The organism is Marinobacter sp. MA (assembly GCF_048298425.1).
In the GTDB taxonomy this organism is placed as follows: domain Bacteria; phylum Pseudomonadota; class Gammaproteobacteria; order Pseudomonadales; family Oleiphilaceae; genus Marinobacter; species Marinobacter salsuginis.
Genome location: NZ_CP103058.1, coordinates 2,505,100 through 2,524,538, shown reverse-complemented (window position 1 = coordinate 2,524,538; position 19,439 = coordinate 2,505,100). Strand labels below are relative to the sequence as shown.

At 57.1% G+C, this 19,439-nt stretch carries 19 protein-coding genes; 4 read left to right on the top strand and 15 right to left on the bottom strand.

Annotated features, from left to right (window positions below; all coding sequences use genetic code 11):
- Window positions 1-11 precede the first annotated feature (11 nt).
- On the bottom strand, window positions 12-1,226 hold the full coding sequence (locus NUW46_RS11740; protein ID WP_136631795.1) for a pyridoxal phosphate-dependent aminotransferase: 1,215 nt from the start codon (window positions 1,224-1,226) through the stop codon (window positions 12-14).
- Window positions 1,227-1,477: 251 nt separating this feature from the next.
- Between NUW46_RS11740 and NUW46_RS11735 the strand changes: the two genes are divergently transcribed.
- Entirely contained in the window at window positions 1,478-1,969 is a 492-nt protein-coding gene (locus NUW46_RS11735) for a glutathione peroxidase (protein WP_069183374.1), read from the top strand.
- Here the strand turns inward: NUW46_RS11735 and NUW46_RS11730 are convergent.
- Both NUW46_RS11730 and NUW46_RS11725 read right to left on the bottom strand, forming a co-directional pair.
- Complete coding sequence (locus NUW46_RS11730; RefSeq protein WP_418140172.1) at window positions 1,958-4,306, bottom strand: ATP-binding protein; 2,349 nt, start codon at window positions 4,304-4,306, stop codon at window positions 1,958-1,960. The genes NUW46_RS11735 and NUW46_RS11730 overlap by 12 nt on opposite strands.
- A gap of 53 nt (window positions 4,307-4,359) precedes the next feature.
- Window positions 4,360-5,127 (bottom strand): hypothetical protein, encoded by a 768-nt coding sequence (locus NUW46_RS11725; RefSeq protein ID WP_069183376.1) that lies wholly within the window; start codon window positions 5,125-5,127, stop codon window positions 4,360-4,362.
- Window positions 5,128-5,358: 231 nt separating this feature from the next.
- Here NUW46_RS11725 and NUW46_RS11720 point away from each other — a divergent pair, with 231 nt between their 5' ends.
- Complete coding sequence (locus NUW46_RS11720; RefSeq protein ID WP_069183377.1) at window positions 5,359-6,369, top strand: LysR family transcriptional regulator; 1,011 nt, start codon at window positions 5,359-5,361, stop codon at window positions 6,367-6,369.
- On the opposite strand, the gene NUW46_RS11715 is transcribed toward NUW46_RS11720, so the two are convergent.
- The 8 genes from NUW46_RS11715 to NUW46_RS11680 all read right to left on the bottom strand — a co-directional run bounded on the left by NUW46_RS11715 (window position 6,358) and on the right by NUW46_RS11680 (window position 13,399).
- Window positions 6,358-7,323: a GNAT family N-acetyltransferase gene (locus tag NUW46_RS11715; RefSeq protein ID WP_418140171.1), complete on the bottom strand. Its 966-nt coding sequence runs from the start codon at window positions 7,321-7,323 to the stop codon at window positions 6,358-6,360. The two genes, NUW46_RS11720 and NUW46_RS11715, sit on opposite strands and share 12 nt — an antisense overlap.
- Before the next feature lie 5 nt (window positions 7,324-7,328).
- Window positions 7,329-8,480: a JmjC domain-containing protein gene (locus NUW46_RS11710; RefSeq protein WP_418140170.1), complete on the bottom strand. Its 1,152-nt coding sequence runs from the start codon at window positions 8,478-8,480 to the stop codon at window positions 7,329-7,331.
- Between the two features lie 17 nt (window positions 8,481-8,497).
- Window positions 8,498-9,865: an adenylosuccinate lyase gene (purB, locus tag NUW46_RS11705; RefSeq protein ID WP_418140169.1), complete on the bottom strand. Its 1,368-nt coding sequence runs from the start codon at window positions 9,863-9,865 to the stop codon at window positions 8,498-8,500.
- Window positions 9,866-9,953: 88 nt separating this feature from the next.
- Complete coding sequence (hflD, locus tag NUW46_RS11700) at window positions 9,954-10,598, bottom strand: high frequency lysogenization protein HflD (RefSeq protein ID WP_305967211.1); 645 nt, start codon at window positions 10,596-10,598, stop codon at window positions 9,954-9,956.
- A complete protein-coding gene (gene mnmA / locus NUW46_RS11695) occupies window positions 10,595-11,782 on the bottom strand; it encodes a tRNA 2-thiouridine(34) synthase MnmA (RefSeq protein ID WP_418140168.1) in 1,188 nt (395 codons plus the stop codon). Before mnmA ends, hflD begins: the two co-directional genes overlap by 4 nt.
- Window positions 11,783-11,818: 36 nt before the next feature.
- Entirely contained in the window at window positions 11,819-12,283 is a 465-nt protein-coding gene (locus tag NUW46_RS11690) for an NUDIX hydrolase (RefSeq protein ID WP_418140167.1), read from the bottom strand.
- The gene (locus tag NUW46_RS11685) at window positions 12,280-12,912 is read right to left on the bottom strand and encodes a pseudouridine synthase (protein ID WP_418140166.1); all 633 of its coding nucleotides are present in this window, start codon (window positions 12,910-12,912) and stop codon (window positions 12,280-12,282) included. The genes NUW46_RS11690 and NUW46_RS11685 overlap by 4 nt, the downstream gene beginning before the upstream one ends.
- Before the next feature lie 175 nt (window positions 12,913-13,087).
- Complete coding sequence (locus tag NUW46_RS11680) at window positions 13,088-13,399, bottom strand: cold shock domain-containing protein (protein WP_153633524.1); 312 nt, start codon at window positions 13,397-13,399, stop codon at window positions 13,088-13,090.
- 306 nt (window positions 13,400-13,705) lie between these two features.
- On the opposite strand from NUW46_RS11680, the gene clpS reads away from it, so the two are divergent.
- Window positions 13,706-14,065 carry an ATP-dependent Clp protease adapter ClpS gene (clpS, locus tag NUW46_RS11675; protein WP_418142031.1) on the top strand — a complete coding sequence of 120 codons (360 nt, stop codon included), beginning with the start codon at window positions 13,706-13,708 and terminating at the stop codon, window positions 14,063-14,065.
- 18 nt (window positions 14,066-14,083) lie between these two features.
- Complete coding sequence (gene clpA, locus NUW46_RS11670; protein WP_136631785.1) at window positions 14,084-16,354, top strand: ATP-dependent Clp protease ATP-binding subunit ClpA; 2,271 nt, start codon at window positions 14,084-14,086, stop codon at window positions 16,352-16,354.
- Window positions 16,355-16,457: 103 nt separating this feature from the next.
- On the opposite strand, the gene infA is transcribed toward clpA, so the two are convergent.
- The 4 genes from infA to trxB all read right to left on the bottom strand — a co-directional run bounded on the left by infA (window position 16,458) and on the right by trxB (window position 19,341).
- Window positions 16,458-16,676: a translation initiation factor IF-1 gene (gene infA / locus NUW46_RS11665; protein ID WP_008169200.1), complete on the bottom strand. Its 219-nt coding sequence runs from the start codon at window positions 16,674-16,676 to the stop codon at window positions 16,458-16,460.
- Window positions 16,677-16,756: 80 nt separating this feature from the next.
- Window positions 16,757-17,470 carry an arginyltransferase gene (locus NUW46_RS11660; protein WP_136631784.1) on the bottom strand — a complete coding sequence of 238 codons (714 nt, stop codon included), beginning with the start codon at window positions 17,468-17,470 and terminating at the stop codon, window positions 16,757-16,759.
- Window positions 17,471-18,184 carry a leucyl/phenylalanyl-tRNA--protein transferase gene (gene aat / locus NUW46_RS11655; protein ID WP_222464685.1) on the bottom strand — a complete coding sequence of 238 codons (714 nt, stop codon included), beginning with the start codon at window positions 18,182-18,184 and terminating at the stop codon, window positions 17,471-17,473.
- Window positions 18,185-18,387: 203 nt separating this feature from the next.
- Complete coding sequence (gene trxB / locus NUW46_RS11650) at window positions 18,388-19,341, bottom strand: thioredoxin-disulfide reductase (protein ID WP_069183389.1); 954 nt, start codon at window positions 19,339-19,341, stop codon at window positions 18,388-18,390.
- Window positions 19,342-19,439 lie beyond the last annotated feature (98 nt).

Sequence of the window (19,439 nt, the reverse complement as noted above, 5' to 3'; positions counted from 1 at the left end):
GGTTCTCCCCGTTATTGCTGGTATTGGGCCAGGAAGTTTCCGAGCCGGCCCATGGCGTCTTCCAGGGTGTCTTCCCGTGGCAGGAACACCACTCTCAGGTGTTGTTTGTCGTCAATGTTGAACGCAGACCCCTGCACCAGAAGAATTTTTTCCTGAATAAGCAGGTCGAGGACCAGCTTCTCATCATTCACGATCGGGAAGTGCTTCGGATCCAGTTTCGGGAAAAGGTACAACGCGCCCTGAGGTTTGACGCAGCTTACCCCCGGGATGTCGTTGAGCATTCGCCAGGCGATCTCCCGCTGTTCATACAGCCGCCCGTCCGGTGCCACCAGATCATTGATCGACTGGTAACCCCCCAAGGCTGTCTGAATGGCCAACTGGGCCGGCACATTGGCACAGAGCCGCATGTTGGAGAGCATGTCGATGCCTTCGATCAGATCCTTCGCCCGATGCTTGGCACCACTGACAATCATCCAGCCCGAACGGTAACCGGCTGCCCGGTAGTTCTTGGACAGGCCGTTATAGGTGAAGAAAAGCACGTCGTCTGCCAGTGAGGCGGTGGAAACATGCTGGGTACCGTCGTAGAGAATCTTGTCGTAGATTTCGTCGGACAGAATGATCAGGTTGTGCTTTCGAGCCAGTTCGATGACCTGTTCCAGAAGCTCTTTCGAGTACACCGCTCCAGTCGGGTTGTTCGGGTTGATCAGAACAATGGCACGGGTTCGTCGGGTGATTTTCTTGCGGATGTCGTCGATATCCGGAAACCAGTCCTGCTGCTCATCGCACCGATAATGCACGGGCTTGCCACTGGAAAGGGTGACGGCGGCTGTCCACAGGGGGTAGTCCGGGGCGGGAATCAGCACCTCGTCACCGGTGTTCAGCATGGCCTGCATGGTCATGACGATAAGCTCACTGACACCGTTACCCAGGAAAATATCGTCGATGTCGACTTTATCGATGCCCCGCTGCTGACAGTAGTGCATCACTGCCTTGCGAGCGGAGAAAAGCCCTTTTGATTCCACATAGCCCTGGGCCATGTGCATGTTGTAGATGACGTCCTGCTGGATTTCCTCAGGCACGTCCAGTTCGAAGGCGGCTGGGTTGCCGATGTTGAGCTTGAGTACTCGATGACCCTCTTCTTCGAGTCGGCGTGCTTCCCGCAGAACTACGCCACGGATTTCATAACAAACGTTATCCAGCTTGGCGGATTTATAGTAGTTCTGCATAAGACCCGGATGTCCTTCTTTTGAGAGCGGAAAATGGCAACTGCCAACACGACAGGCCTTTATTCTAGCGGAGCGAGGGCCAGCGGCAACAGGGGAATTATGATGAATTGTGGCGTGTCGGGGCAGATTTAGCTCACAAACCTGAACCGTTTTTTAAAAATGATGGCCGTACAGCCTGCAATGCCATGGTTTTTTGCTCTGCATTGTGAACAATGGTCCGGGACGAATAGAAATATCAAACGGAGAAGCTTATGGCAGGCGAGACGGTCTACGATTTCACCGCACGGGATATCAAGGGCAATGAAAAAAGCATGGCAGAGTACCAGGGTAAAGTGCTCCTGATCGTGAACACTGCCAGCAAGTGTGGTTTCACACCGCAGTTCGAAGGTTTACAGTCCCTTCACAAGGAACTAGGCGACAAGGGCTTTGAAGTTCTGGGTTTCCCGTGCAACCAGTTCCTGAATCAGGATCCGGGCAATGAGGATGCCATCAGCCAGTTCTGCAGCCTTAACTACGGTGTCGATTTTCCGATGTTCGCCAAGATTGAGGTCAATGGCGATGGCGCTCATCCGCTGTTCCGCTTTCTGAAGCGAGAGGCCAAGGGGTTGATGGGGTCCGAAAAGGTGAAATGGAACTTTACCAAGTTTCTGGTAGGGCCCGATGGTAAGGTTGTACGTCGCTATCCGCCCACAACCAAGCCGGAGGATATCCGGGCCGATATCGAGAAACTTCTACCGGCCTGACACCTCCGCTGAGTCAGAGGGTCGCCAGCGTTCAATCACGGCACGGAGCTCTTCCCGCTTGTACGGCTTGGTTATGTAGTCATTCATGCCCGATGCAAGGCAGTCTTCCCGGTCGCCTTGCATCACGTTGGCCGTCACCGCAATGATAGGTAGTTGCTGCCATTCCGGGTTCTGGCGAATCCTCTGTGTTGCCTCGTACCCATCCATCACTGGCATCTGGCAATCCATCAGCACCAGGTCGTAGTGGTTATTTTCGAGCGCCTGCAGAGCTTTGAGGCCATTTTCGGCGGGCTCTGCCCGGTGACCGAGCTTTTTCAGCAGGCTGGTTGCCACCAGCTGATTCACCTGGTTGTCCTCTACCAGGAGGATAGACAGAGAAGGTTCAGCGGCGTTTTGGTCAATCGTTTCAGCCCTGTGTGCATGCTGATCGTCCGAATGAACCAGGCCCGCGGCCAGGCCAAGGCAGCGAAGTAGTTCGTCCCGTCGCAACGGCAGTGACAGTAGCTGGTGGTTGGCTTTGCCGGGGGGCAGGGTCCCGGTAGCATCGGCAAGAATCACGCCCGGGCCCTGCCAATCGTTGGCAAACTCCAGGGTTTCTTTGTCTTCGGCGCTGGCGAGCGCCAACAGAATTCCGTCCGGGTCCCTGCTTGCTCCGCGGATTGGAATCCCCCATTTCCGCAGCTGAGCCTCGATGGCCGAACGATACGGGTTGTCGGCGGGGATCGCCATGGCAATGCCAATGTCTTTTAACCGTGGGTCCACCCTCGGCAGGTCCTGTGCCCCGGAGGTCTCGTGTATCGGCAATGGCAGGGTAACGGTAAAGTGAGTTCCGCTGCCTTCCCGGGAGTCCACCAGGATCTGGCCATGCATGCGTTCCACTAACTGACGGCAGAGTGTCAGGCCGAGGCCGGTACCGCCATAAAGCCGGGTGGTGTCCACGTCAGCCTGGGAAAAAGGAGAGAATATCCGGTGCAGGCCCTCTTTGGACATGCCTATTCCGGTGTCCACAACGTCAATTCTCAAGCTACCCCCGGAATAGGCTGCCCGAATTCGGACACTACCCTCGTCGGTGAATTTGATGGCATTGCTCAGCAGGTTGTTGAGCACCTGACGTACCCGTGTTGGGTCGCCCAGGAAGTTTTCGGGCAGATCAGGGTCGACTTCGGTAACCAGGAGAATCTGCTTCCGACGCGCCTGTTGGGCGTGCAGTGTGGCGCATTCCTCGATCAGGTGCCGGACACTGAAGGGGATATTTTCCAGGCTGAGTTTGCCGGCTTCCACTTTCGAGATGTCCAGTATGTCGTTCAGCAGGCCAAGCAGGCTTTCGCCGGCGTTCAGAGCAATTTCCATCCGGTTGCGCTGAGCCGGGTCCAGTTCGCCCTCCAGGGCCAGCCCCAGCATACCGAGAACGCCATTCAGCGGCGTGCGTATCTCGTGGCTCATGCTGGCCAGGAAGTTGGCCCTTGCCCGTGCTCGCCGAACCGCATCCTCCTTGGCTTTCACCAGGGCACGGTTACCCCGTTGCAGGGCCTCGTTCTTCTCCGAGATTTCCCGGGTACGGTCTGCCACTTCGTGTTCAAGCTGAGTGGAGTAGTTCTTCATGGCACTCTCTGCGTGCCGAAGTTGGGCAAGGCTTGAGTCAATGGTCTCAAGATGTTGGTTGATGATGCCGACCATGGTCCCGATCTCGTCTTCCCGATGGTTTGCCGGGATTGGAAGCCTGACCTTCTCGGGAGTGCTGGCCTGTACCTGGCTCAAGGCACTGATCACATTGAGCATGGGGCGGGTAAGCACAAAATAGAAGATGGCGAGTAATGCCGCCGACAGAATCAGGCTCTTCAAGAGGCCGCTGATCAACGTGTAGCCGGCACGCTGAAGAAATTGTGCGCCGTAGTGATAGGTATCGATGGTGACGATCAGGTGGCCGAGCGGCAAATCTTCAAGCTGTGGGACCTGCAACTCCTGTCTGAATACCCTGTCGGGGCCGAATAGCAAATCACTGACCCAGCGATAGGACGACACCGGGCTGCTTTTGCTTGCGGCGGCCATGGTCTCGTTGTCGTTATCGGTAATCCGGGCATCAATGGTGGCGGGGTGGCGAAGCAAGCCATCGAGCAATTCTTCCGCCAGCCGGACATCAATGTTGTAGGCAATCTGTGACGCGGGGCTGTTGCTGATGTCGATCAGGGCGTGGATTTCCTTCTCCATCGACTCCTTGGCGCTGAAATAGTCCAGGGTAATCTGGATAACATTCAGCACCAGCCCGAGTGCCATGGCAACCAGTACCGTGTCCCGGGTCAGTCGATAGGAAAGTCGTTGTTTAAAGCCCTTGCTCACGGGTTTGCACTATCCCTGTTGACGGGTCTGCAATAGTGACCCGTTCGATGCCTTCAGTCGTCGTAGTCGGCCTTTTTCTTCCACTCGTCGTCGTGGAGGAAGGTATCCCACTCTCGATCCAGTTTGGACTCTCCCAGCGGGCTTTCCTTACCCTCTGCACTCAGCGCCTCAAGCTCCTTGATGCGGGTACGGAAACTCTTGACCGCTTTCATGGCCAGAGGGTTGTCGCGTGATTTGCCCATTTCGGTACTGGCCAGGTGATAGGCGTGGATGGCCTTGCGAAACTGGTTCTGGCGCACGTAATCCCGGGCCTGAAACACATGCAGGTCCGCGTGGGTCTTGTGGACCAGGAAGAGCACATATTTGAGGTTTTTCTTGGCGGTAGCCGCATCGATTCGGCCACTCTTGTGCATTGCTTCAATCATTTTGAAGAGGTTCTGAAGCAACTCTTTGACATAGTTGGACTTTTCGGCGGAATCGATCTTGACGGGAGTGGTCCTGTCCCGCTTTTCGATGATCTCGGCTTTCAGCTCAGCGGCGGCGTTCTGCCACTCCTTGACCGGCAGGTTGGACTTGAGCCCGGCAAGCTCCCCACAGGCTTCTTCCATGCGCTTGATCAGGAGCAGCTTCAGATCGGCCGTCAGATACTGGCCGGGAATTTCGGTCAGTAGTCGATTGGCCCTGTTGTAGGCGTCTTCCTGGGCTGTAATCTTGCGAGCCCGCTCAATACGGGCGCGCTCGCGCATCTGGCTGAGCACAATAATGACAATCGAGACGGTAACGATGGCCGCCAGCAGAAGGACGATCGTAGTGGTATCCATTTTGTCAGTAACGACTCCGGCTTCAGGATCAAATGATGGCGGGTCTGTAAACCGGCCTCAAAATACCGATATTATTCAGCAAGTATCAGAAAGACTAGCAGAAATACCGCCCCAGATCCGTTTTCAAATGTGAAAGTTCGTGTTGCGGATTGATTTCGTGAATCCACTGTATCATGTATATTGTTTTCGTGAATGATGGCGTTTTCCCGTTTCTGATGCTTCGGAGTTTTTGTGGATATTTCCCGTGTCGATTTGAATTTACTCGTTTACCTGGATGTGTTGTTGCGCGAGCGGAATGTTACCAAGGCTGCTAACCACCTGGGTATTACCCAGCCTGCCATGAGTAATGGCCTGAGGCGGCTACGGGACCTGTTCAGCGATCCGCTGCTGGTGCGAACCAGCGAGGGGATGACGGCCACGGAGCGCGCGCGGGAGCTGCAACCGCTGGTGCGGGGTATCCTGTCGGATATTGAGCAGGCCGTGCAGGAGAAGACACCTTTCTCGGCCCTGGACAGTCAACGCGTGTTCCGGATCATGGCCAGTGATTATGCTGAGTCCTGCCTGATGCCACGGGTACTGAGGCGGATCCGCCAGGAAGCACCTCACGTTACCCTGGACGTACTTACGCCCAGTGATGTCAGCTTTCTGGATGTGGAACAGGGGCGGCTCGATATGGCGATCAACCGGTTCGACAAGATCCCGCAGTCTTTTCACCAGAAGACCCTGTGGACCGAATATTTTGCTTGCCTGATGAACGCCCGAAATCCGGTACTGAAGGAACCCTTCACTCTGGATACCTATCTGGATGCCAGCCATATCTGGGTCAGCAAGACCGGTTTTGGCGTTGGCGTGGGGGTAAACCCCAAGGATGTCCAGCGTCTGGGCTGGGTAGACGAGGCACTCTCAAGAATGGGGCGCAAGCGTCAGATTTCGGTGTTCACCCGGCACTATCAGGTGGCGATGTTGCTGGCCGAGCAGCACGATTTGGTAGCAACTCTGCCATCCCGGGCGGCCTGGCTGCAAAAAGACAATCCGAACCTGGTGGTGAAGGTTCCGCCGTTCGAGATCCCGCCATTTGAATTGAAAATGGCCTGGAGTCCGCTGCTGCAGCACAATGCGGATCACCAATGGTTGCGCAAACTGATTGCCGAGGTGGCCACCGAGGTTGATACCGAGTTTGCTCCGTTCGGTGCCAGATTCGAAGCGCCGGACGCGCCTCAGGCCCATCACTCAGAGCGGTAGTTCCCGAAGTTCCAGGGAAGGGCGCGCCGCATCCCACATGCGCTGGAAATTTTCAGACAGCAGCTTCACCCGGCCACCGTCGGAAAACTTGGCAAAGCCTTCTGGTTTGTAGAAGTCGTGCCGGTAAACCACACCTTCACGATCCGCGAGGATGAAGGGCTGGTCCTCAACCGGATAGTCCTCATTCACCAGTCGAAGCTCCATTCGGCTGGGTAGTCGGCGCATCAGCTCGACCAGGGCGTGCCGGCGTTTGACCAGAGGCTTGTCGTCATGGATAAGCAACCTGACTTCACTGAGCCGGTGCCGGCGGGCCAGGGCCGAAATCAGTTCCCGGAACCGATGCCGGTCATAAAGATCATGTTCGAGCAGGCGGTCGTACAGCCAGATCCGCTGGCTGGCCTGCCCAACCACTGAATCCATCAGGCCCAGCAGTCTTGATTCGGTATCGAATAGCCAGGAATCCGTATCGCTGCCCAGAATCATGGGGTAATCACTGGCCCCGAGACTTCCGGCGGCAAGATCCGGCGCCAGACAGCGCATGTCGAAGTGGGGTATGCCGGCGTCGTCATAAACTCCAGAACAGACATGGAAGCCTGAGCGCTGGTAGAACGGAATGGCGTGCTCCTGGGCAGACAGTCTGAGCTCGGAAAATCGATTCGCGGATTCCGCAATCAGGTGCCTCAGCAGTGCTTCCCCAATGCCCCGGCCACGGAATTGGGGCAATATCGCCATGCGACCAATGTGGCCGGTTTCTTCCAGTGTTGAAAACAGCCGGGCTACGCCGGCCGGGGTCTTATCAGGGAGAACAGCGAGGTAATGGTCGGCAATTTCGTCGGTTTCATCCCATTCCAGTTCCGATGGGACGTTCTGTTCCTCAATAAACACCTGCTGGCGAATGTCGCGGATGGACCCCGGAGCCAGTTGCCAGCTGTATTTGCGAAACCGGATGCTCATAATGCCTATTCGAAGTAAACGGAGCCCTGATTGTAGAGCGTGGTCAGAAGCCCAAGCAACGCGTCATCGTCAGCAAACCCGGCCAGGGCAGCCATATCCACGCGGGCGGCGGAACACAGTAACGGAGCGAGTGGTCGGGCGTCACCCGTGAGCAGGAACTGCTCGCCATCGACAAACAGCGCGGTTTCGCTGGCGAAGTCGTAGTAGGCGAAACGGGAGCCTTCGTTCCAGCGCAACTGCTCGCCTGCGTGAATCGCTTCCGCAACATCCTCGTTGGACGCGGGCTCGTCAGCAGGAACGACAATATCCATGCTCTTGGGTGCAGTCGAGAACTGGCCAAACCAGAGCGCCAGTTGCCGACGGTCGCCAAGCTTTTCCCGGATCACATTCTCCAGGCGATCTACCACATCAGGCTGGATGGTGCCGGGATTCTCCTGCACCTTCAGGTCCGGATCGTTCAGGTGATCCGCCGCGTCGGAGCGGCTGCAAAGGAAGTCGGTAAAGCCGGTAAGAATATCGTCAATGGTCGGCGCCCGGAATCCCACCGACAGGGTGATGCAGTCATCTTCCGCAACTCCGTGGTGCCCAATGCCCGGGGGAAGGTACAGCATGTCACCAGGTGCCAGGGTAACGGTTTCCTCGCCATCCCAACTGCTCAGAATGCGGAGCGGGGTGCCCTCCACCCTGGGTGAGGTGTGGTCGCAATGCCCACCAAATGTCCACCGACGATGACCCTGGGCCTGAAGGAGGAATACATCGTACTGGTCGTAATGCGGGCCGACACTGCCGCCTCTCGGGGCAAAGCTGGCCATGATGTCATCCAGGCGCCAGTTGGGAATAAACCGGAAATGCTCGAGAAGGTCGGCAATATCGGGCACCCAATGGTCCAGGCCCTGCACCAGCAGCGTCCAGTCCTGTTCAGGTAGTGAGCTGAACCGGTCCGGCGAGAAGGGGCCATTATGGAGCTGCCAGGGTTTGCCATCGTCGTTTTCGATGACAATCCGGGACTCCACGCCTTCCTCGCAGGCAAGGCCTGCCAGTTCATCAGCGCTGACCGGGCACTGGAAGCCCGGAAATGCCTGACGGATAACCAGCGGCTTTTTCTGCCAGTAGTCTCGCAGAAATTCAGAAGGTGTCAGTCCGCCAAGCATGTCCATGGGTGTTGCTCCCGGTTTCAGATGTTTTGTGCCTGATCGACGGCGTTACCGATATAACGACCCGGAGTCAGGGCCATCAGTTCGGCCTTGGCCTGCTCCGGAATGTCCAGGCTCTCAACGAAATTCTTGATCACTTCCGGGGTCATTGCCTTGCCGCGGGTCAAAGCCTTGAGTTTTTCATAGGGCTTTTCAATGTTGTAACGGCGCATCACGGTCTGGATCGGCTCGGCAAGCACTTCCCAGGCATGGTCCAGGTCTTCATCCAGGCGAGCCGGGTTGATCTCCAGTTTGCCGAGACCCTTCAATGTGGCTTCGTAGGCAATCAGGCTGTGGGCAAAGCCAACGCCCAGGTTGCGTAGCACGGTGGAGTCAGTCAGGTCCCGCTGCCAGCGTGAAATGGGCAGCTTGGCAGAGAGGTGGCTGAAGAGCGCGTTGGCGATGCCCAGGTTACCCTCGGAGTTCTCGAAATCGATGGGATTGACCTTGTGGGGCATGGTTGAAGAGCCCACTTCGCCTTCCACCGTTTTCTGCTTGAAGTAGCCGAGTGAAATATAGCCCCAGATGTCACGATCCAGATCGATCAGGATTGTGTTGAATCGGGCGATGGCATCGTACAGTTCGGCGATGTAATCGTGGGGTTCGATCTGGGTGGTGTACGGATTCCAGTCGAGGCCAAGGCTCTCGATGAATTCCCGGGCATTCAGGGCCCAGTCGATTTCCGGGTAGGCCGACAGGTGAGCGTTGTAGTTCCCCACTGCGCCGTTGATCTTGCCCAACAGCTCGGTGTCACGGATCTGTTTTACCTGGCGGCGCAGACGATGGACCACGTTCGCCAGCTCTTTGCCCACGGTAGTGGGTGAGGCTGTCTGGCCGTGGGTGCGCGACAGCATCGGCTGTTGGGCGTGGTCATGAGCCAGCTGCGCCAGCTTGTCGACCACACGGTCCATGGCCGGCAGCAGGCCGTGGTCCAGGCCTTCCCGCAGCATCAGGGCATGGGACAGGTTGTTGATGTCTTCGGAGGTGCAGGCAAAATGAACAAATTCGGTGACGGCGTGCAGTTCCGGAACGCCGGCAATTTTTTCCTTGATGAAGTACTCGACCGCTTTCACATCGTGGTTGGTGGTGCGTTCGATGTCCTTGATACGCTCGGCGTCTTGAAGGCTGAACTCACTGACCAGACTGTCCAGAACTCTGTTGGCTTCAGGCGAAAACACGGGGACCTCAGCTACACCGGGATGAGCGGCCAGCTTCTGCAACCAGCGGATCTCGACGGTTACCCGGTTCCTGATCAGGCCATATTCACTGAAAATTTCACGGAAGACGCTGACCTTGCTGCCATAGCGTCCATCGACCGGGGAAATGGCGGTCAGGGCGGTGAGTTCCATCGAAAACCTCTCAAGTCATCAAAGATTCGGATCAAAAGAAAATAAGGGGTGCATATCATACACCACCGAAGGCACTGAATCAGTGCCGTCAGTGGTACAGGGAGCGATTGGCTTCCTCGGCCAGTTCGCCGGCGAGCCGGATAACTTTCTTCCGGGCAAAGATCAGCTGCCAGCGGCGGCCGCCAGTCTGGCGCCAGAGCACGGCGGACCGAATGCCCGCAAGCAGCAGGGCGCGCACTTTGGCAGCGTTCTCCTCCCGCTGCAGCACCGCTGGGTTGCCGCTGACCTGGATCCGCAATCGGAAGGTGCTGATGGTATCGGCATAGACCGATGCCAGATTGCTGATCAGGTTGGGGTGGGTGTACCCGAAGTGGCTGGCGGTATGCCTGGCCTGATCGATACGGCTACCAATCACGTCCAGCATGTCGGAGCGGCGATTCAGTTTGGATTCGAGCTGGATCAGATTGAGGGCGTAGCGCAGTACTTCGATGTCCTGCTGCCGGGACTGCTGGCTGAGCACCGAGGACAGGGTGACAAGGCCTTCACGGATGTCGCGAAGTTCGCCGCCATAGACATCCAGAGTGTTCGCCGGATCGGTGGCAAACAGGGAACGAATAGATGTTTCCAGGCTGGCTTCGTTGCACTGGCCATTGTGGGCAATCTGCTGGACCAGGTTCGCGGCCTGGAACACGCCGGCCAGCGCCAGCGTCTGATCCTTGAGGGAGCGGCTCATGCAGTTTCTTCCTGGTGCCGGGTTCCGGTCAGGCGGTCTGGCAAGGGTTCGCCGTCTCGCCAGGTCTCTTCTATAACGCCGCCGCCGAGACAGACATCGCCGTCGTAGAAAACGACGGATTGCCCGGGCGTGACGGCGCGCTGAGCATTGTCGAAGTCCACCCGGACGCCGCCCTCGATAACCTCAACTTCGCAATCCTGGTCTGGCTGTCGGTAGCGGGTTTTGGCCTTGCAGCGGAAGGTTCCTGCCGGTGGTACGCCGGCTACCCAGTCAATCGGCCCGGACACCAGGCCCCGGGAAAAGAGCAGGGGGTGATGCTTTCCCTGAACTGCAATAAGGACATTGCGACTGAGATCTTTCTCCGCCACGTACCAGGGCTCATCCCCGAATTCACTGAGGCCACCGATGCCCAACCCCTGTCGCTGGCCAATGGTGTGATACATCAGGCCCTGGTGCCGGCCAATTTTCTGGCCATCGGGTGTCTCAATATCGCCGGGCTGGGCTGGCAGGTATTGCTTCAGGAAATCCTTGAACTTGCGCTCACCAATAAAGCAGATACCGGTGGAATCTTTTTTGTCGTGGGTAACGAAACCCTGCTGTTCGGCAATACGACGGACTTCCGGTTTTTCCAGCTCGCCCACAGGGAATAGTGTCCTTGCAATGCGGTCGCCGGAGACAGCATGCAGGAAGTAGCTCTGATCCTTGTTGGGATCGAGCCCTTTCAAGAGCTGGGCCTTGCCCGGGGAGCCAGCAATCGGACGCTGGCGGGCGTAGTGGCCGGTGGCAATGTAATCGGCGCCAAGAGTAATGGCGTAGTCCAGGAACGCCCGGAACTTCACTTCCTTGTTACACAGGATATCCGGATTGGGTGTCCGCCCGGCCTGGTATTCGGACAGGAAGTGTTCAAACACCCGGTCCCAGTATTCCGCCGCGAAACTGGCGGTATGAAGCTTGATGCCGATGGCATCCGCCACGGCCTGGGCGTCTGCCAGGTCCGTCATGGCGGTGCAGTATTCGGTGCCATCGTCCTCATCCCAGTTCTTCATGAACAGGCCTTCAACCTGATAACCCTGATCCATGAGCAGCCAGGCGGCCACGGAAGAATCCACGCCGCCGGACATGCCGACAATGACGCGGGTGTGGGTTGCGCCGTTTGAAGTATGGGTGTCGGATGCGTTGGTCATGACAGCTTTGTTACCGGTTAAAAAGCCGCAAGTTTATCATCTTTCCGGTGGCGCCGTCTGCGCATCCACCACCACGTCCAGCGGGTATCGGCGACCATTTCGGTAATCTTCTATGCATTGAAGCACAAGCGGGCTTCGCAATTGCGTGCCCAATGCGCGAATCTCTTCCAGAGTCAGCCAGTGGGCGGCGATGATGCCATCGTCCAGACGGTCGGTAAGCCGGTTCCGGGCCCTGGCCGCGTAGCAGAATCGATAGTAGGTCACTCCGTTGGCGGGCGCCTTGTAGGTATAGATGCCGAGAAAATGTAACGGCTCTATGTCCCAGCCTGTTTCTTCGAGGGTTTCCCGGCGAACCGCATCGAGAATGGCTTCGTCTTCCTCCACATGGCCTGCGGGCTGGTTGAAAACAACCTTGCCGCCGCTGACTTCTTCGACCATCAGGTAGCGGCCCGCACCATCTTCAACGATAACGGCGACGGTTGCGTGGGGTGTCCAGGTCATGATCTGCGGTTTCTCCCGGGTCGGGCGCCGGCGACTTTGCCGCGGCGGGTTGTTTTTGCTGAAGCTGGAAGATTAACAGTAACAGTCCGGTGGGCTCCTGAATCCAGGCCCTCCAGCGTCCAGTCGCCAATCCGGTACCGGATCAGCCTGAGCGTTGGAAAGCCCACGGCGGCAGTCATTCTTCGGACCTGCCGATTCTTGCCTTCGGTGATGGTCAGCTCAATCCAGCTGGTGGGAACTGTTTCTCGATGGCGCACCGGCGGAACCCTGGGCCAGACTGCAGGGGCGGCTATTCTGGTGGCTTTTGCCGGTCGGGTCAGGCCATCTTTCAACTGAACTCCGGCCGCCAGATGTTTCAAGGCGTCTTCCGTAATGTCGCCTTCCACCTGCACCCAGTAGGTCTTCGGCATCTTTAGCGAAGGAGAGGCAATCCTGTGTTGCAGTGGGCCTTCAGAGGTCAGAAGAAGCAGGCCCTCGGAATCATAGTCGAGGCGACCGGCGGGGTAGATACCCGGAATCCGCAGATAGTCAGCCAGGGTGGCTCTCGGTGAATCACCACCGGAGACGCCATCGTCGGTAAACTGGCTCAAAACCTGGAAGGGTTTGTTGAAAAGCACGAGTTCAGCCATGCGCTGCTGTGTTCCCGGGATTACGATGCGTTTGTGGACAGCAGGGTACTGCAAAGAGGGGCAGTGGCAAAGTGAAGTTGATATAGCTCAATAGGGGATGATTGCTGAAAAGCAAAAAGGAACGGGCCCACCAGTAGAGAACCGGTGGGTGCGAGTATTCCAATGTCGCAACCGATCAGGCGTTTACGGCACGGGGCGGATAGTTGTCACGCCCTGATTCCTGCTGACCCGACTTGCCGGCAGATTCGCTCCCGGTACCAGCCTGCGCTTTGCTGGCGGGCAATTCGTCAGGGACGATGTTGACTGCGTGAATGCCTTTGTCACTGGGCTTTTTGTCAAAGGTTACGGCCTGGCCGGCTTTCAGGGTCTTGTAGCCGTCCATTTGCACCGAAGAGAAGTGCGCAAACAGGTCGTCACTGCAGCCATCCTCGATGATGAATCCGTACCCTTTGGCATTGTTGAACCACTTGACCTTGCCTCTTGGCATGATGAACTCCCCTGTTCTTTTGCTGTCTCTATTCTTGTTGATTCTTTGTTTGCCTATCGGTGCCGTCGCACGGTCGGTCCGAATCCTGTTACACAATCCTTGCATGGATTTACATTATTTTACAATGCAACTTAACTTTCGGCCAATCATAGCGATGAGTCAATAGTTTCTATGCCGGGAATGTGTGGTTGAACGCAGTCTGGAAGCGGTATCATGTTCGTATTGATAAATATCTCATGCCCCGCTTGAAAACCCGGGGGCGGACATCCACATTTAACAGGAGCACCGATAAACCGGTAAGGAATGATGCGGACTATCGAGAATTCTCTACTAGTATTTAATCAGGGGGACGACGAACAACCGGGGCGACAGGATGACCTCAGCGTTGCCCCCGAGAAGCCTGCTCTCAAGCGCCCGGCGCGATACAGGGTGGTGCTTCTGAACGATGATTACACGCCCATGGATTTTGTGGTGGATGTGTTGATGAAGTTCTTCGGAATGAACGAAGAAAAGGCGACGCAGGTGATGCTGCTCGTCCATACACAGGGAAAAGCTGTATGCGGGGTATATACCCGGGACATCGCGGAAACAAAGGCGGCACAGGTGAACCAGTATTCCTCGGAATGCGAACATCCGCTCCTTTGCGAGATTGAACGTGCGGACTGAAAGACGTTGGGGTGGCCCATGCTGAGCAAAGATCTAGAAATTACGCTGAATACGGCCTTCAAGAATGCCCGGGACAAGCGTCATGAGTTCATGACTGTGGAGCATTTGTTGCTGGCCCTACTGGATAATGAATCGGCAGTGGGCGTTCTGAAGGCTTGCGGCGCCGACCTCAAGCGGCTTCAGGAAGAACTCGTCGAATTCGTGGATTCAACCACACCACTCATTCCAAGCAGTGATAGTGAGCGGGAGACACAGCCAACACTGGGGTTCCAGCGTGTGCTGCAACGGGCGGTTTTCCATGTGCAGTCCTCCGGCAAGAAAGAGGTAACCGGTGCGAACGTGCTGGTGGCCATTTTCAGCGAACAGGAAAGCCAGGCGGTCTATGTGCTCAAAAAGCAGAGCATTGCCCGGATTGATGTGGTGAACTTCGTTTCTCACGGTATTTCTCGTGTTCAGGGTGCGGAAGACCAGGAAAGCCATGATCAGGCGTCCCATGATGAGGCCGGTGAGGAAGGCGGGCAGTCCAAACCGCTGGAAAGCTATGCCACCAACCTGAATGAGCAGGCCCGTCAGGGCCGTATTGATCCGCTGATTGGGCGCGAACACGAAGTCGAACGGGTCGTTCAGATTCTGGTTCGTCGTCGCAAGAATAACCCGCTGCTGGTGGGGGAGGCCGGTGTCGGCAAGACTGCGATTGCAGAGGGGCTTGCGAAACGTATCGTTGATGGTCAGGTGCCCGACATTATCTCCGATGCGGTGGTTTACTCGCTGGACCTCGGGGCTCTGCTCGCCGGGACCAAGTACCGGGGCGATTTCGAGAAACGCCTGAAAGGGTTGCTTGCCGAGCTCAAGAAAGAAAACCACGCAATCCTGTTCATTGACGAGATTCACACCATCATCGGAGCGGGTTCCGCATCCGGTGGCGTGATGGATGCCTCCAACCTTCTCAAGCCCATGCTCAGTTCCGGGGAAATCCGGTGCATCGGTTCAACCACGTTCCAGGAGTTCCGGGGTATTTTCGAGAAGGATAGCGCCCTGGCTCGCCGGTTCCAGAAGATCGATGTAAACGAGCCAAGCGTTGAGGATACTTATCAAATACTGAAGGGCCTCAAACCCAATTTCGAAAAGCACCACGATCTCAAGTACACCGACAAGGCCCTGCGCGTAGCCGCCGAACTGTCAGACCGCTACATCACTGATCGTCATTTGCCGGACAAGGCCATCGACGTGATTGATGAAGCGGGTGCCCGCCAGAGGCTGCAGCCTGAAGGCAAGCGCAAGAAAACCGTTGATGTCACCGAGATCGAGGATGTAGTTGCGAACATTGCCCGCATCCCGCCGAAGAACGTCTCCACCAGCGACAAGGATCTGCTGCGGAACCTGGAACGGGATCTGAAGATGACCGTGTTCGGACAGGATCCGGCGATCGAATCGCTGTCTACCGCTATCAAGCTGGCACGAGCCGGGCTGAAGGCGCCCGAGAAGCCAGAGGGTGCGTTCCTGTTCGCAGGACCGACCGGTGTCGGGAAAACCGAGGTTACCAAGCAGTTGGCCAAGGTTCTTGGCATCGAGCTGGTACGGTTTGACATGTCCGAGTACATGGAGCGCCATACGGTTTCACGGCTGATCGGTGCGCCTCCGGGCTACGTTGGCTACGATCAGGGCGGCCTGTTGACCGAATCGGTCAACAAGCATCCGCACTGCGTGCTCCTGCTGGATGAGATCGAGAAGGCCCATCCGGAAGTGTTCAACCTGCTGCTGCAGGTCATGGACCATGGCACGCTGACCGATAATAACGGTCGGAAAGCGGATTTCCGCCATGTGATCCTGGTGATGACCACCAACGCCGGGGCCGAGAGTATGGCCCGCCGGTCCATTGGCTTCAGTGAGCAGGATCACAGCACGGACGGCATGGAGATCATCAGCAAGACCTTCACGCCGGAATTCCGTAACCGTCTGGACGGCATTATCCAGTTTGGTGACTTGCAGATGGATACCATCACTCACGTGGTGGACAAGTTCCTCACCGAATTGCAGGCACAGCTGGACGAGAAGCATGTGGTTCTGCATGTGGATGACGATGCCAAAGCCTGGTTGGCCGAGAAGGGATACGACGTCACCATGGGTGCCCGCCCGATGTCGCGGCTGATCCAGGACAAGATCAAGCGGCCGCTGGCCGAGCAGATCCTGTTCGGGCGTTTGTCGGAGAAGGGCGGTGATGTCTTCATCCACCTTCGTGATGATGAGCTGGTATTCGAGTACGAGGACGAGCCTGCCGAGGCGGTCTGATCTACTTGAGGAAATAAAAACCGCTGCCCGGGCAACCGGCAGCGGTTTTTTTTAGCTACAACGAAAAAAGCCCCCGAAGGGGCTTTCAGATGTCACGTGAGCATCAACGGGCGCGGTAGACAATGCGGCCCTTGCTCAGGTCGTAGGGAGTCAGCTCAACCTTGACCTTGTCACCTGTCAGGATGCGGATGTAGTTCTTGCGCATCTTGCCGGAGATATGAGCTGTCACAACATGGCCGTTGCTGAGCTCAACGCGGAACATGGTGTTTGGAAGGGTGTCGATGATAACGCCTTCCATTTCAATGGCATCTGATTTCGGCATTCAGTAGAAACCTCGTTTGGATATGCTTTCCGTAATTTTAAATTGCGCAATTCTGCCTGATTTATCGGCGTTTGGCAAAGTTAGCCTGGGTCCAGTTCACGCCAGTGGCCGTCTCTTAGCGCCTCGATCGGGCGGAAGCGGGTTTTATAGTTCATTTTCCGGCATTGCTTGATCCAGTACCCAAGATACAGGTGGGGCAGCCCTCTGCGGCGGGCTTCCTCGATTTGCCAGAGGATTGCGTAAGTGCCAAGGCTCCTGTCATCAAGATCGGGGTCGAAAACGGTGTAAATGGCCGACAACCCGTCGTCCAGCAGGTCCACGGCCGCCAACCCCACCAATCGCTCATCCTTGTGGATTTCCAGGAACCAGGAGTCCGTTGCCCCTTCCACCAGGAACGACGTGAACTGCTCCCGGGTCGGCGGATACATGTCGCCATCCTGGTGTCGCTGCTCAATGTAGTTGGCATACAGCTGGTAGTACCTTTCCGCAAAAGTCGCTGGCACCATCGTGCACTTCAGGTCTGAGTTCTTCTTCAGCACCCGCCGCTGGCTTCTGTCCGGGCTGAAATCGTCAACCTTGAGTCGGACCGGGATGCAGGCATTACACTGTTCGCAATGGGGACGGTAATAATGAGAACCGCTGCGGCGAAAACCAAGAGCGGTCAGTTGGCTGTAAAGCTTTTTATCAATGTGGGCCCGCGGATCCACAAACATGGTGGTTGCCTCGCGGTCTGGCAGGTAGCTGCAATCGTGGGGCGGCGTTGCGAAGAACACCAGGGTTCTGAGATTGCTCATTCACTCCTCCGGCCCGGGCCAACGCCATCTGAAGGTCCAGTCGGTCTGATCCGGTTTCTGATCGATGCTCATCCTGAGTATAGATAAAAACTCTTCCCGTGGAATAGTCCGTGCGCCCATGGTCAGGAGGTGTCTGCTCTCCACCTGGCAATCCATGATCCGATAACCCCAAAGCTGTAACTGGTGCGCCAGATGAACCATGAGAACCTTGGAGGCATTGGTTTCCAGGGAAAACATGGATTCCCCGAAGAAGCACCGGCCAATGGCCAGGCCATACATGCCACCGGCCAGTTCACCGCGACGGTTCCATATTTCGATGGAGTGCGCGACGCCCATGCGGTGCAGCTCGGAATAGCTGGCAATCATTTCTTCGGTGATCCAGGTGCCTTCGGCCCGGGTTGACGCACAGAGTCTGATAATCCGTCCGAAGTGTCTGTCGGCGGTCACCTCGAAGCGTTGCTGGTTCAGGGTGCGGCGCAGGCTGCGTGACACGTGGATTTCGTTCGGGAACAGGACGCATCTGGGGTTGGGTGACCACCACAGGATGGGCTGGTCGTCGCTGTACCAGGGGAAAATGCCGTTGCGGTAGGCAAGGATGAGTCGTTCGGTGGACAGGTCCCCGCCGAGGGCGAGGAGGCCGTCCGGGTCGTCCAGGGCTTCGTTGGCGGGGGGGAACCAGAGTTGGTCCGGGTCTAGCCAGGGTAGTGAGGTCATCCTTCTCCGGTTTTTACTGCCTAGTTCGCGTTGGTCTTGTTGCTTACGGGCCTTGGAGTCTCGCCCGGGAGGGCCAGCCTTCTAAAACACGCTGTGAATACGTCCGTGTACGCTTGGCTCCGCCATCCCTGGCTCCGCACAGTTTTAGAAGGCTCGCCCTCCCGGCCTCGATCAGCTTCCGTATAGTCTTCTAAAAGACTAGATCAATCCTGTTGATCCAGAAACTTTTCCGCATCCAGGGCCGCCATGCAACCGAAGCCGGCGGAGGTGACGGCCTGGCGGTAGACGTGGTCGGCTACGTCGCCAGCGGCGAAGACGCCGGGGATGCTGCTCTGGGTGGCCATGCCCTCAAGGCCGGAGCGGATGCGGATGTAGCCGTTTTCCATGTCCAGCTGGCCCTGGAACAGGTCGGTATTGGGTTTGTGGCCAATGGCGATGAAGACGCCGGCCAGGTCCATCTCCCGGGTGGAGCCGTCTTTGGTGCTCTTGATGCGCATGCCGGTCACGCCGGTGCCGTCGCCGAGGACCTCGTCGAGGGTGTGGTCCCAGACGATGTTCACGTTGCCGTTTTCGGCTTTTTCAAACAGTTTGTCCTGGAGGATCTTTTCGGCGCGCAGGCTGTCGCGGCGGTGTACCAGGGTGACTTCGTCGGCGATGTTCGAAAGGTACAGCGCCTCTTCAACGGCGGTGTTGCCGCCACCGATAACGGCGACTTTCTGTTTCTTGTAGAAGAAACCGTCGCAGGTGGCGCAGGCAGATACGCCCTGGCCTTTGAATTTCTCTTCGGATTCCAGGCCCAGGTACATGGCAGAGGCGCCGGTGGCGATGATCAGGGCATCGCAGGTGTATTCACCGCCGTCGCCCTTTAGGCGGAAGGGGCGGTTGCGCAGGTCAGCCTCGTTGATGGTGTCGTAGACGATGCTGGTCTCGAAGCGTTCGGCGTGTTTGAGCATGCGCTGCATGAGCTCCGGGCCCTGAACGCCGTCGTTGTCTCCGGGCCAGTTGTCGACGTCGGTGGTGGTGGTGAGCTGGCCGCCGACTTCAATACCGGTAATCAGGGTCGGGTTCAGGTTGGCGCGGGCTGCGTAGACAGCAGCGGTGTAGCCTGCGGGGCCGGAACCAAGGATGATCAGTCGGGAATGTTTGGTGTCGCTCATTGGGAATTCTCTCACTGAAAAAGCCGTACGTTGCCAGGCCCTGTTCCGGGCCAGACGCTTCGGGGAAAGGAGCAAAGGCTAACATGAAAGGCGCGGTC

What these genes read in the sequence shown, in the direction of transcription:
- mnmA (WP_418140168.1), bottom strand. Translation starts at nt 11,782, where the DNA reads ATGACCAACGCATCCGACACCCATACTTCAAACGGCGCAACCCACACC.
- NUW46_RS11715 (WP_418140171.1), bottom strand. Translation starts at nt 7,323, where the DNA reads ATGAGCATCCGGTTTCGCAAATACAGCTGGCAACTGGCTCCGGGGTCC.
- trxB (WP_069183389.1), bottom strand. Translation starts at nt 19,341, where the DNA reads ATGAGCGACACCAAACATTCCCGACTGATCATCCTTGGTTCCGGCCCC.
- clpA (WP_136631785.1), top strand. Translation starts at nt 14,084, where the DNA reads ATGCTGAGCAAAGATCTAGAAATTACGCTGAATACGGCCTTCAAGAAT.
- NUW46_RS11680 (WP_153633524.1), bottom strand. Translation starts at nt 13,399, where the DNA reads ATGCCAAGAGGCAAGGTCAAGTGGTTCAACAATGCCAAAGGGTACGGA.
- purB (WP_418140169.1), bottom strand. Translation starts at nt 9,865, where the DNA reads ATGGAACTCACCGCCCTGACCGCCATTTCCCCGGTCGATGGACGCTAT.
- clpS (WP_418142031.1), top strand. Translation starts at nt 13,706, where the DNA reads ATGCGGACTATCGAGAATTCTCTACTAGTATTTAATCAGGGGGACGAC.
- aat (WP_222464685.1), bottom strand. Translation starts at nt 18,184, where the DNA reads ATGACCTCACTACCCTGGCTAGACCCGGACCAACTCTGGTTCCCCCCC.
- NUW46_RS11735 (WP_069183374.1), top strand. Translation starts at nt 1,478, where the DNA reads ATGGCAGGCGAGACGGTCTACGATTTCACCGCACGGGATATCAAGGGC.
- NUW46_RS11710 (WP_418140170.1), bottom strand. Translation starts at nt 8,480, where the DNA reads ATGGACATGCTTGGCGGACTGACACCTTCTGAATTTCTGCGAGACTAC.
- hflD (WP_305967211.1), bottom strand. Translation starts at nt 10,598, where the DNA reads ATGAGCCGCTCCCTCAAGGATCAGACGCTGGCGCTGGCCGGCGTGTTC.
- NUW46_RS11690 (WP_418140167.1), bottom strand. Translation starts at nt 12,283, where the DNA reads ATGACCTGGACACCCCACGCAACCGTCGCCGTTATCGTTGAAGATGGT.
- NUW46_RS11740 (WP_136631795.1), bottom strand. Translation starts at nt 1,226, where the DNA reads ATGCAGAACTACTATAAATCCGCCAAGCTGGATAACGTTTGTTATGAA.
- NUW46_RS11685 (WP_418140166.1), bottom strand. Translation starts at nt 12,912, where the DNA reads ATGGCTGAACTCGTGCTTTTCAACAAACCCTTCCAGGTTTTGAGCCAG.
- infA (WP_008169200.1), bottom strand. Translation starts at nt 16,676, where the DNA reads ATGCCGAAATCAGATGCCATTGAAATGGAAGGCGTTATCATCGACACC.
- NUW46_RS11725 (WP_069183376.1), bottom strand. Translation starts at nt 5,127, where the DNA reads ATGGATACCACTACGATCGTCCTTCTGCTGGCGGCCATCGTTACCGTC.
- NUW46_RS11660 (WP_136631784.1), bottom strand. Translation starts at nt 17,470, where the DNA reads ATGAGCAATCTCAGAACCCTGGTGTTCTTCGCAACGCCGCCCCACGAT.